Genomic DNA, 12,371 nt, shown 5'->3' with positions numbered 1-12,371 from the left:
GGTCCCTCAGGCCCGTCTCTCCACCCAGGTGGCCGCAAAGCCATTCTGCTCTTCCGCCGCCAGATCCATGGCGAAGTACCGCAGATCGTCCATGGCGTGGTCCTGCTCCTTTTTCGGCGCGTCCCGCCGCCCCTTGTCGTCCCAGCAGTACGTTTCCATCTCCCGCAGGCAGTCGGCGCAGGCACCGCAGATCACGATCCGCCGCCGCTTCAGCAGGTCCGCCGTCACCCGGATGCCGTCGGCCACATCGTTGTCCGCCCGGACCACCCGGAATCCCTCCCGCCGCAGCGCCTCGATGAAACTTGCCGCCGACGGGTCCACGATCACCCTTGTGATCTCCCTGCCCTCCGCCAGCTCCCGCAGGTCCCGGACATACTCTGCGTCGGTCTTCTGCCGTCCCTCCCGGCGGGAGTCGTAGTAGAACTCCCCCACCCGGTACCAGATCTCTCCCTGCCGGCCCCACAGGCCGAAGGAGGCCGGGTTGGCGGTGCCGTAATCCACAGAAATCCGCCACTCCTGAAAATCTCCCTCCGGCACAGGCACGCTGTCCCGGTCCCGGTCGAAGAAGTCGTACACCCGCCCCTGGGCGGCTGTCCACTCCCCCAGCACGAATCGCCGGTAAAAAATGCCGGAGTAGGCGCTGCGATAGCGGGCCCGGATCCGGGGCGACAGGGCGGGGTTGTCCTCCATGGTGAAATGAAGGTACAGGGCCCGCCGTTCCCGCGCCCTCAAAATCCACTCTCGGTAAAACCAGTGCTGAGGGTTCTCCGGATTGCAGTTGAACCACAGGCGGCTCCCCGCCACGCTGCACCGGGCGACGGCCTGCTCCACAAAGCTCCGGGGCATCAGGGCCGCCTCGTCCAGCAGCACCCCCGCCAGGGTGCTGCCCTGGATCAGCGCCGCGCTGGACTCGTCCCGCCCGCCAAAGAGCAGGAAACGGTTTTCATGGCCCCCCAGCCGCACGGTCAGCAGGTTCTCCGACCGCCGCTCCCAGCAGTCGAAGCCCAGCCGCCGCAGATAGGGCACCAGCTCCGCCAGCAGGTTCCGCCGCAGGGAGGTGATGGTCTTTCCGCACAGTCCCAGCTGCCGTCCGTTGAACCTGGCCATGGCCCAGAGGAAGAAGGAGAGCCCCATGGAGAAGGTCTTGCCGCTGCGGACGGCCCCGTCGCAGATGATAGCCTCCCAATCTCCCGGGCGGCACCACCAGGTCAGCACCCTTCGCTGCTTTTGGGAAAACCGCATGATCTCAGCCGTCGTCCCACCCTCCTTCCTCCCCGGCAGCTTCCGTCAGCACCCGGTACAGCTCTCCGGCCCCCTCCGCCTTTTCCTCGCTCAGGAGTCCGTACAGAGCCTCCAGAGCCCGGATGCGGTCAATAAGCTTCACTTCCACGCCGCCCTTGTCCGTCACCTTCAGCTCCGCCACGGCAGACAGATCCAGCGTCTCCAAATCCGCCTCTTCGCTGTGCAGGGCCAGCCGCGCCGCATCATTCACCCGGCCGAAAGCCAGCTGGGCCAGACGCCGTACCACGTCCTCCCGGTGCACCTGCCCAGCCGCTGCCTCCCGCATCCGCTCCAGCCGCCTGCGCACCATCTTCGTCTCCAGCACGGCGTATCCATCGGCGCAGCCAGCCATTGCCGCTGCCTGGTCCGGGTCCATGCACTGGAGATACTTCCGGCAGAATGCTTCGGCCTGCCCCTTCAATTTCTCCAAGGACGCGTACCTCCTTTCTCAGTCGTTCGATAATAACCGCCTTCCGGCCAAAAGTTGCACGCCGCCGGGCATCTCTTTTGACTTAATAATAAAAAAACGCTGTACCGCGGGCAGGAGATCCCCGCGGTACAGCGTGTTGCGCTCCAGATTCAATTGTATGGCTGGGTGAGCCGCCGGTTGGAGCCGGTCAGGCTGCCTCGCCGTCTCTGCCCTGCCGCAGCAGCTCCGCCGCCGCTTCGGCTCCCTGGACGCCATAGAAAATCATCCCCAGGGCCCGGTCCGTCTCGTCATGGCTCTGGACGTCGACCTTGGGATGGCAGGCCCGCCAGCGGAGCAGCTTCTTGGCCTCCTCAAACAGGCATCTGCCCAGAACCAAGCTCTTTCCCTTTGTGGTTCCACCCACTACCTGAAGATCGTCGATGTCAGACAGTTCCATGTAGAAAAACGTCTTGTCCCGGGTCATCAGAATGGCCCGCTGGTTGGTGATCCAATACTGCTCCCCCATGAGGTTCCGGCGCTCCGCCACGGGCGAGATCAGAATCACCGCAGCCACCAGCAGCACCAGGCCGATAAATCCCATACTGGGCGCCTCGGTCCCGGAAAGATACACGGCCAGCAGCCCGCCGCCCAGTGCCACCGTCAGTCCCCACTTCAGCAGGATCTGCTTTTTTGCCTCTGCCTCCAGAAGCGAAAACGGGGCGGGACGGCCCTGCCAGCGGACCTGCTCTCCCGGCCGCAGATATGTTTTGAGTCTTTCCTCCATACTGATACACACTCCTTTTGTTTTTCGGCAGCTCCCTGCCATCCATTATTATACGCATTCCGTCGTTCAACCGCTGACAAGGTCCATTTGGGGCTTGTTAAACGTATGCAAAAATCCACAGGTTTCCCGCCTATGTTCTTTAACGTTTTTTAGTGGAATCTTAACACCTCTTTCTGCTATAATAATGTTTCAAGCCCCACAGATGTAAGGAGGACCTGCTGTGAAGATCACCCGTTCCAGTTTGAAGCGTACCTTTTCCTTCTCCTGGCGCGACCTTCTGGTCTCCGCCGCCATTCTTCTATGCGCCACGGGGGCCTGCGCCCTTCTGCACCAGACGGCGGACACCATCGACGGCTTTGCCTCTCCGGTCTATGTGCTGGCCGTGCTCCTGATCTCCCGCTTCACCAGCGGATATCTCTTCGGGCTGATTGCGGCGGTGCTGGGTGTCATCGGCGTCAACTATGTGTTTACATATCCCTATATGGCGTTTAACTTCACCATTTCCGGCTATCCGCTGACAATGTTCACCTTTCTGGTGGTCTCGCTGGTCACCAGCACCCTGACCACCAAGACCAAGGAGCAGGACCGCCTCCGGATGGAAAACGAAAAGGTGAAGATGCGGGCGGATCTGCTCCGCTCCGTCTCCCACGACATTCGCACCCCTCTGACCTCTATCATGGGTGCCACCTCCGCCATTTTGGAAAATCCCGCCCTCTCCCCGGCCGAACAGCAGTCCCTTCTGGTGGATGTGCGGGATGACGCCCAGTGGCTCATCCGCGTGGTGGAAAATCTGCTCTCCATCACCCGGATCGGCAACGAATCGGCCAAAATCACCAAGGAGCCGGAGGCTGCGGAGGAAGTCCTGGACGAGGCGGTCCGCAAATTCCGAAAACGGTTTCCCGCCGTGTCCGTGGAGGTCCACGTGCCGGACGAGCTGCTCCTGGTCCCCATGGACGCCATCCTCATCATGCAGGTCCTGTCCAATCTGATGGAGAACGCCGTGTTCCACGGCGGAACCACCACGCACATCGCCCTGTCCGCGCAGCGGGATGGCCCCTGGGCCCGCTTTTACGTGCGGGACAACGGCCAGGGCATTCCCCCCCAGAAACTGCACACCCTGTTCAGCGGTGCGCTTCGCTGTGAGGACTCGTCCCCCGGCGACGGAAAGCGGAACATGGGGCTGGGCCTATCGGTCTGCATGGCTATCATCCGTGCCCACGGCGGCACATTGGAAGCAAAAAATCTGGAGTCCGGGGCGGAATTTTCCTTCTGCCTGCCGCTCACTAAGGAGGAAGTATCATGACGATTCGTGAAAAAATTCTGGTAATTGAGGACGAGAAGAGCATCTCGCACTTCATTTCCACGGTCCTCAACAACAACGGCTATGAAGCCATGCAGGCCCAGACCGGCGAGGAGGCGCTTTCCATGATCTCCTCCCACTGTCCCGACCTGGTCATTCTGGACCTCGGCCTGCCGGACATGGATGGTCTGGACATCCTCCGCAGCCTGCGCAGCTGGTCCAGCCTGCCGGTGGTGGTGGTCTCCGCCCGCTCCCATGAGCGGGACAAGGTCGCCGCATTGGATCTGGGGGCGGATGACTACCTCACCAAGCCCTTCGGCACGGACGAACTCCTGGCCCGGGTCCGCACCGCGATCCGCCACACCCGCACCATCTCCGGTAATGACGAAATCGCCCGGAACGGCACCTATACAGTGGGAGAACTGGTCATCGACTACAATAAGCACCAGGTCCGTGTCCGCGGTGAGAATGTCCACCTCACCCTCAGCGAGTTCCGCATCGTGGCCCTGCTGGGCAAATACGCTGGCAAGGTTCTGACGTATGATTTCATCATCAAGGAGCTGTGGGGCCCCCGGGCCAGCGGCGACAACCAGATTCTCCGGGTAAACATGGCCAACATCCGCCGGAAGATCGAAAAAAATCCCGCCGAGCCGGAGTATCTCTTCACAGAGATGGGCGTCGGCTACCGCATGGCGGAGGGCAGCTGATCCGCTCCGCCGTCCGCACAGGCGCATGAAGAGCTCCCAACCGGGCTTCTTCATGCGCTTTTTGTGCATCGCTCCCCAAAAGTAAGCGCATTCTTGATAAGGCTGTCGTTTTCTTAGCGACATCTTAATTTCCGTGAACTATTTTTTAACGCTTATGCGGCCAAAAATCTGCTATGCTTATAGCCAGAAGCCCGCGTGTCCAAATCGAGGACCTGGCCGCGGGTTAAGGAAAAGGAGTGTGTGTTTTTATGGCAACTTTCTTGATCGGCCTCGTGGTCTTGTTCGTAGGCGCAGCCATCTATGGCAAGTTCTGCGAAAAGGTCTTCGGCCCCGATGACCGGGAGACGCCCGCTTATTCCAAGCAGGACGGCGTGGACTACGTTCCCATGCGGGGATGGAAGAACAGCCTCATCAACCTGCTGAATATCGCAGGCACCGGCCCCATCATCGGACCCATTCAGGGCATCCTGTTCGGGCCCATCGCATTCATCACCATCCCCATCGGCAACGTAATCGGCGGCGCTATGCACGACTATTTCTCCGGCATGATCTGCCTCCGCGACGGCGGCACCCAGATGCCGGACATGGTCCGCAGATACTCCAACAAGGGTGTCTTTACCGTCTATAACATCTTCCTGAGCGTGTTGCTGCTGCTGGTCGGCGCGGTGTTCATCTATACCCCCGGCGACATCGCCGCCACCCAGGTCTTCGGCTTCTCCGGCGCGGTGAATGATCCCACCACCTGGATCATCTACGGTGTTATCTTCGTCTACTATCTGATTGCCACCGTGTTCCCCATCGACGCCATCATCGGCCGCATTTATCCCATCTTCGGCGCCATCCTGCTGTTCTCCGCCGTGGGTGTGTTCATCGGCCTGTTCGTCAAGGGCTATCCCCTGCTGAACCTGTGGGATGACTGGCATGGCATCGCGTTCGACGCGTGGGCTGTTGATGCAGCCACCGGTGAGCAGGCGGCCTTCAGCTATGGTCAGTACTTTGACGCCAACCACTTCATCCCCATCTTCTTCATCACCGTGGCCTGCGGCATTCTCTCCGGCTTCCACTCCACGCAGACCGCTATCATCTCCCGCACCATGAAGAGCGAGCGGCAGGGCCGCATGACCTTCTACAATATGATGGTCCTCGAGGGCTTCATCGCCATGATCTGGGCCGCCGCCGCCATGGGTGTGTACAACCTGGGCCTGCAGGAGGTCAATGCCTCTCTGGCTACCGGCACCATCGGCGTGATCTGCAAGGATATCCTGGGGCCTGTGGGCGGCATCATCGCTCTGCTGGGCGTTATTGTTCTGCCCATCACCTCCGGCGATACCGCGCTGCGCTCCCTGCGCCTGTCTGTTTCTGAGTCCCTGCACATCGACCAGAGCTCCAAGGCCAAGCGCCTGGGCCTGTCCGCCATCATCTTTGCGCTGGTGGCTGTGATCCTGGTCTTCGCAAAGAGCAGCCCCAGCGGCTTCAACACCCTATGGCGTTACTTCGCATGGTCCAACCAGACCCTGTCCCTGTTCGCATTCCTTGGCATCTCTGTGTGGATGTTCGAGAACAGCAAGGCCAAGTGGGTGTGGATCCCCCTGATCCCCGCTGCCTGGTACACCTTCGTCACAGTGACCTACATCGCCAACGCGCAGATCGGCTTCCATATTCCCTGGACGCCCGCTTACATTATCGGTGTCTGCGCTGCTGTGGCCTATGTTGGCATCGTTGTCTGGTACGGCAAGAAGCGCGCTGCCCGGCTCCAGAAGCTGTAAGCTGCAGTGTCTTCCAAAATCAAACCCGTCCCGCCAAAAGGCGGGACGGGTTTTTTACTGCCTGAACTCCCGCATATTTCCAGGTCCGTCCAGCACAAATATTCGTGTTCACATCCGGTCCTTAAAAAAATTTGGAACTTTGTTAGGTGAGGTAAACGAATTTTTAATTGTTTTCTCTGCGATATTAACAAATTCTTTATAAATATGAATAAATTATTTACAACTCCTTTCTTCAGTGCTATGATAAAGCCAGAATCTGTCCGGGAAACTGGGCATAAAGGAGTGTGTGTTTTCTATGGCAACCTTTCTCATCGGCCTGGTGATTCTGTTCGTAGGCGCAGCCATCTATGGCAAGTTCTGCGAAAAGGTCTTCGGCCCCGATGACCGGGAGACGCCCGCCTATTCCAAGCAGGACGGCGTGGACTACGTTCCCATGCGGGAATGGAAGAACAGCCTCATCAACCTGCTGAATATCGCAGGCACCGGCCCCATCATCGGACCCATTCAGGGCATCCTGTTCGGGCCCATCGCATTCATCACCATCCCCATCGGCAACGTAATCGGCGGAGCTATGCACGACTATTTCTCCGGTATGATCTGCCTCCGCGACGGCGGCACCCAGATGCCGGACATGGTCCGCAAGTACTCCAACAAGGGTGTTTTCACTGTTTACCAGATTTTCCTGAGCGTACTGCTGCTGCTGGTCGGCGCGGTGTTCATCTACACCCCCGGCGACATCGCCGCCACTCAGGTGTTTGGTTTTGACGGTGCTGCCACCTCTGTCTCCACCTGGGTGATTTACGGTGTCATCTTCGTTTATTATCTGATCGCCACCGTGTTCCCCATCGATGCCATCATCGGCCGCATCTATCCCATCTTCGGTGCTATCCTGCTGCTGTCTGCCGTGGGTGTGTTCATCGGCATGTTCGTCAAGGGCTATCCCCTGCTGAACCTGTGGGACAACTGGCAGAGCGCCACCTTCAATTATGGTGAGTATTTCACCGCGCAGCACTTCATTCCTGTGTTCTTCATCACTGTGGCCTGCGGCATTCTCTCCGGCTTCCATTCCACGCAGACCGCTATCATCTCCCGCACCATGAAGAGCGAGAAGCAGGGCCGCATGACCTTCTACAATATGATGATTCTGGAAGGCTTCATTGCCATGATCTGGGCCGCCGCCGCTATGGGCGTGTACAACCTGGGTCTGCAGGAGGTCAATGCCTCTCTGGCCACCGGCACTGTCGGCATCATCTGCCGCGATCTGCTGGGCCCCGTGGGCGGCATCATCGCCCTGCTGGGCGTCATCGTTCTGCCCATCACCTCCGGCGATACCGCGCTGCGTTCTCTGCGCCTGTCCATCTCTGACTCTCTGCACATCGATCAGAGCTCTAAGCCGAAGCGCTTGGGCCTGTCCGCCATCATCTTCGCGCTGGTGGCGGTGATTCTGGTCTTTGCGAAGAGCAGCCCCGATGGATTCAATCTGCTGTGGCGTTACTTCGCATGGTCCAACCAGACCCTGTCCCTGTTCGCATTCCTGGGTATCTCCGTATGGATGTTCGAGAACAGCAAGGCCAAGTGGGTGTGGATCCCCCTGATTCCCGGTGCTTGGTACACCTTTGTTACAGTGACCTTCATTGCCAATGCACAGATCGGCTTCCATATTCCCTGGACGCCCGCCTACATCATCGGTGTCTGCGCTGCTGTGGCTTACGTTGCTATCATTGTCTGGTACGGCAAGAAGCGCGCTGCCCGGCTCCAGAAGCTGTAAGCTGTAACTATTTTCTGAAACAAACCCGTCCCGCCAAGTGGCGGGACGGGTTCTTTTTATCCCAAAACCACGCCCATGCCTGTTAGAACCCCCAGCACCGCCGCCATCACGGGCGCTGGGGATCGGCACAGGCGGAAGGACTCCGGCAGCAGTTCACCGAATACCACGTACAGCATCGCCCCGGATGCTCCGCCCAGTGTGAGCATCTGCAGGCCCGGCCCCATCGTTCCCAGGCAGAAGCCCAAAACCGCCCCCAGCACCGTGGGCGCGCCGGCTGCCGCTGTGGTCAGGACTGCCCGTCCTCTGCTGGCACCGCCTGCCGCCAGGGGAACTGCAACAGCCATTCCCTCTGGAATGTTGTGGAGCCCGATCACCAGTGCCATCATTCGCCCATCCTCTCCCGCTTCGGCCAGATCCGCAGCGTAGGAGGCGCCGATTACCATCCCCTCTGGCAGGTTGTGCAGGGCAATAGCGGCTGCCATCACCACACCTGCCAGAAAGAGCCCTCCCCGCTTCGCACCTGCCTGCAGCCCGCTTACCAGCTCCTCCAGGAGCCAGATCCCCCCGCAGCCCGCCAGTACGCTGGCAGATGCCGCAGGAAGCGCGGAGAGCCCTGGCCCCGCCTGAATGGCATCGGTCAGCAGGTCTGCACACACCACAGCAAGCATCATGCCCGCCGCAAAGCTCAGCAGCACACTCACGGTCCTGTCCGTACCTCTGCGGAACAGATAGGCGGCCAGGCCCCCCAGCCCGGTCCCTCCCATGCCTGCCGCGGCCGTGACAGCTATGATCGTACCCACAATCTTCTCTCCCTCCCATAAAGATGGGCCAGGAACACCGCATAAGCGGCATTCCTGGCCTTTCGCGTTCTTCTGTATCCGTTGTCGACTCACAGCAGCATATACAGCAGCAGGAAGATCAGCCCTCCGCCTGCCAGCATGAGATCAAAGGAGAAGGTCTCCTCCGTTAGGAAACGGAGGGGTTTCCGTCCGTATGTGCCGAAGTTCTCGGCCCGCTTCGGCACAAAGATGCCGGGGGCCTTGGTAAAGAGGATCCGCTCCCCCAGCAGCACCAGCCAGTCGCCTACGGAGGCGGCCACCCGGGCGCAGAGGGCCCCCACAAAGGTCAGGGCCGACAGCAGCGGGCGGTATACCAGATTCTCCAAATCCAGCCGGGCCGGCCAGCGGTCCAGATAAACCATGCCATCCGCCTCCCGCCGCATCAGCAGCCCTCGGACCACCAGGAGATAGACTGCTGCGCCAATAGCTAGGGAGATGCATGCGCCCTTCAGGTTGACCCAGGCAAAATAATGGACGCTGTGACCAGGATCTGCCCGCAGGAATCGCCCCGCCCATTGGGCCAGAGGCTCCATGGTCAGTCCCGGAGTCAGGCCCAGCACCAGCAGCAGGGCTGCGCCCACACTCAACGCCGCATGGGTGCCCGGGGACATATAGTCCTTCAAGGCCGGCCGTTGGCCAACAGCACGGCTGGAGACAAAAATCGCCACGAACAGCTTTGTCATGTACGCCGCTGTCAGTCCGCCGGAGAGCAGAAACAGCCACTCCACCGTCGTGAACCAACCTGCGGCGGCCCCCGCGTGCTCCAGCACATGGATGTACTCCACGATGCTCTCATGGAGCAGGGTCTTGCTCACATAGCCGGAAAAACCCGGTACGCCTGCAATGGAGGCCGCCCCCACGAAGAACAGGACCTTCAAAACCGGCTTGTTCCGCCCCCAGCCCCGGATGTCATTGAGATTCAGCGAGTGAGTTCCCAGATACACCACACCTGCCGCCACAAACAACACCAGCTTGATGAGGGAGTGGTTCAGCATGTGCAGCACCGTGCCCCAGGCCGCCAGGGCGTTCTCGCCGTTCAGGAAGCCCTGCATGGCTGTGCCCACCAGAATAAAGCCGATCTGGGACATGGAGGAGCAGGCAAGCGTCCGCTTCAGATCGACGGAGAACAGCGCCAGCACAGCTCCCAGCACCATAGTCACCACGCCCAGGGCCAGTACCACTGTATTCCAGGGAAGCTCTGTCCAGAACAGATACCGGCAGAGAATGAGCACACCGAAAACACCGCTCTTGGTCAGGATGCCGGACAGCAGGGCAGACGCCGGTGCCGGCGCCACGGGATGGGCTTTTGGCAGCCAGATGTTCAGGGGGAACATCCCGGCCTTGGCGCCAAATCCCACCAATGCGCATCCACCGGCCACGTACAGGGACCCGCGCTTTTCCGCAGGCAGTGCGGATACCGCCTCCGCCATAGCAGAAAACTCCAGCGTCCCCAGCAGCTGCTGGAGGAGCAGCAGGCCCGCCAGCAGCGCCATGCCGCCGATCACGGCCACAGCCAGATACGTCTGTCCGGCCTGCCGGGCCTCCTCCGTCTCGTTTTGCACCACCCATACATAGGAGGTGAAGGACATCATCTCAAAGAACACGAACAGCGTGAACAGGTCCGCTGCCAGAAACACCCCCATCAGAGCCCCCAGCGTCAACAGCCAGAAAAAGTAGAAACGATTGCAGCCCTCGGCGGCGGCAAAGTAGCTGGGGCAGTTGAGGCCGGTGGCCGCCCACAGGAAGGCGCTCACCAGCGCCAGCAGGCTCCCCAGACTCCCGGCCTGAAGCCGCAGGCCAAAGCCAAAGACCCCCGGCAGCTCTAGGGCAGCCCCGGGCCACAGCAGAAGCAGCAGTGCAGCGGCCAGCTCCACTGCGGGAATGATCTGGATCAGCCAATTCCGGTATCTCCTGTCCCGCCGCCGCAGCGGGAACACCCAGGCAGAGAGCAGCATGGGGAACAGGACCAGAAACAGCAGCAGAATGTTTCCCATCGTCTCCCTCCCTTACCAGTTCCGCGGAACCGCGTTCCATAAAAAGCCGATCACTTCGTTGGACAGCAGCGCCAGAATCACACCGGAGGCGGTCAGCAGCACCAGCGGGATCCACATGGTCCTGGCCGGGTCGTGTACCCGGGCCAGTGCCGCCCGGTCCAGCTCTCCCACCGGGAAATAGGCCCGCACCACAATGGTCAGCATGTACAGCGTCGTCAGCAGCGTGGACAGAATCAGCGCGGCGATGCCCGCGTAGGCCAGCGGATTCACCGAGGCCACTGCCGCCTCCGCAATCATCCACTTGCCTGCGAAGCCTCCCAACGGCGGCATTCCGATCAGCGCAAAGGAGGAGACGGTGAATGTGGCAAACACCACCGGCATGGCCCGGCCGAAGTCCTCCATCTCATAGATATACTCCTTCCCGCTCTTGAGAATAATGGCGCCGGCGCAGCAGAACATGGTGATCTTGGTGAATGCGTGGTAGACCATGTGGGTCATGCCGCCCACCATCCCTGCCGGGGTCATCAACGTCAGGGCAAAGAGGATGTAGGAAAGGTTGCTCACCGTGGAAAACGCCAGCCGCCGCTTCAGATGGGGTGTCCGCAGCGCCCGAGCGGAGCCGTAAACAATGGTCACGATAGCCGCCGTCATCACCACCGTCTGGGCCCAGCTTCCCCGCAGGAAATCCGCCCCGAAGCCGTAGTAAATTAGCCGCAGCACTGCGAAGGCGCCGGCCTTGACCACCGCCACTGCATGGAGCAGTGCAGACACCGGCGTAGGTGCCACCGAGGCGTCCGGCAGCCAGCCGTGGAAGGGAAATACTGCCGCCTTCACCCCGAAGCCGAAAAAGGCCGCCACAAACACCAGCTCCAGCGTCCGCTCGTTTCCCGCCGCCAGACTCTGATCCAGAATGCCGCCGTAGGTGAAGTTCAGGTGTCCCACGCCGTAATTCAGCAGAAAGACGATCCCGATAAAGGCAAACGCCGCGCCGGAAAGGGAGTACACCAGATACTTCCGCCCGGCATACCGGGCCTTCTCGTCCATGGCGTGCATCACCAAAGGCAGCGTGGTCAGCGTCAGGACCTCATAGAAGAAATACAGCGTCAGAAAATCCTCGGAATAAGCGATACCCAGCACCACACCGTAGGCCATCAGCCAAAAAGCGAAGAACCGGTTCTCATGCCCCTCGTGGGACATATAGTCCAGCGAGTACGCCGTCACCAGCGGCCACAGCACGGACACGATGGCCCCATAGACCATGGACGCCCCGTCGATCCGCAGGGAGATGGAGAACGCCTCGTTGAATCTCACCATGATGCAGGCCAGAAAGCCGCTCCCATAGAGATAGGTCAGCACGATACAGGCCAGAGACAGTGCTGTCGTCGCCAGGGATGCCGCCATGATATAGATGCTCCGCACCCTCCGGCTCTTGGGCTGCAGGATCAGCAGCGCGATTCCCAGCACGATGGGAACCAGAATGGGCAATGTCAGAAATTGGCGCACAGACGTACCTCCCTTCTCAA

Annotated in this window: 10 protein-coding genes; 4 read left to right on the top strand and 6 right to left on the bottom strand. The window is 60.4% G+C overall.

The window, feature by feature from the left end:
* Positions 1 to 6: 6 nt before the first annotated feature.
* From DN611_RS03170 to DN611_RS03160, 3 genes are all read right to left on the bottom strand, one after another.
* Entirely contained in the window at positions 7 to 1,242 is a 1,236-nt protein-coding gene (locus tag DN611_RS03170) for a PBSX family phage terminase large subunit (RefSeq protein ID WP_119310624.1), read from the bottom strand.
* 4 nt (positions 1,243 to 1,246) lie between these two features.
* A complete protein-coding gene (locus DN611_RS03165) occupies positions 1,247 to 1,711 on the bottom strand; it encodes a terminase small subunit (protein ID WP_021748507.1) in 465 nt (154 codons plus the stop codon).
* Between the two features lie 187 nt (positions 1,712 to 1,898).
* Positions 1,899 to 2,474, bottom strand: coding sequence for a hypothetical protein (locus DN611_RS03160; protein WP_119310623.1), 576 nt, complete (start codon positions 2,472 to 2,474; stop codon positions 1,899 to 1,901).
* 220 nt (positions 2,475 to 2,694) lie between these two features.
* On the opposite strand from DN611_RS03160, the gene DN611_RS03155 reads away from it, so the two are divergent.
* From DN611_RS03155 to DN611_RS03140, 4 genes are all read left to right on the top strand, one after another.
* Entirely contained in the window at positions 2,695 to 3,777 is a 1,083-nt protein-coding gene (locus DN611_RS03155) for a sensor histidine kinase (RefSeq protein ID WP_119310622.1), read from the top strand.
* Positions 3,774 to 4,481 (top strand): response regulator, encoded by a 708-nt coding sequence (locus DN611_RS03150; protein ID WP_021748504.1) that lies wholly within the window; start codon positions 3,774 to 3,776, stop codon positions 4,479 to 4,481. Before DN611_RS03155 ends, DN611_RS03150 begins: the two co-directional genes overlap by 4 nt.
* Positions 4,482 to 4,729: 248 nt before the next feature.
* On the top strand, positions 4,730 to 6,247 hold the full coding sequence (locus DN611_RS03145; RefSeq protein WP_119310621.1) for a carbon starvation CstA family protein: 1,518 nt from the start codon (positions 4,730 to 4,732) through the stop codon (positions 6,245 to 6,247).
* Positions 6,248 to 6,542: 295 nt separating this feature from the next.
* On the top strand, positions 6,543 to 8,015 hold the full coding sequence (locus tag DN611_RS03140; protein ID WP_119310620.1) for a carbon starvation CstA family protein: 1,473 nt from the start codon (positions 6,543 to 6,545) through the stop codon (positions 8,013 to 8,015).
* A gap of 56 nt (positions 8,016 to 8,071) precedes the next feature.
* Here DN611_RS03140 and DN611_RS03135 read toward each other — a convergent pair whose 3' ends face one another.
* The 3 genes from DN611_RS03135 to DN611_RS03125 all read right to left on the bottom strand — a co-directional run bounded on the left by DN611_RS03135 (position 8,072) and on the right by DN611_RS03125 (position 12,351).
* Complete coding sequence (locus DN611_RS03135) at positions 8,072 to 8,815, bottom strand: ZIP family metal transporter (RefSeq protein ID WP_119310619.1); 744 nt, start codon at positions 8,813 to 8,815, stop codon at positions 8,072 to 8,074.
* An 89-nt stretch (positions 8,816 to 8,904) separates the two neighbouring features.
* Entirely contained in the window at positions 8,905 to 10,848 is a 1,944-nt protein-coding gene (locus DN611_RS03130) for a complex I subunit 5 family protein (protein WP_119310618.1), read from the bottom strand.
* 12 nt (positions 10,849 to 10,860) lie between these two features.
* Positions 10,861 to 12,351 carry a complex I subunit 5 family protein gene (locus tag DN611_RS03125; RefSeq protein WP_021749253.1) on the bottom strand — a complete coding sequence of 497 codons (1,491 nt, stop codon included), beginning with the start codon at positions 12,349 to 12,351 and terminating at the stop codon, positions 10,861 to 10,863.
* Between the last annotated feature and the right edge of the window lie 20 nt (positions 12,352 to 12,371).

The organism is Oscillibacter sp. PEA192, assembly GCF_003574015.1.
In the GTDB taxonomy this organism is placed as follows: Bacteria; Bacillota; Clostridia; order Oscillospirales; family Oscillospiraceae; genus Oscillibacter; species Oscillibacter welbionis.
This window is presented reverse-complemented; position numbering and strand designations above follow the sequence as displayed.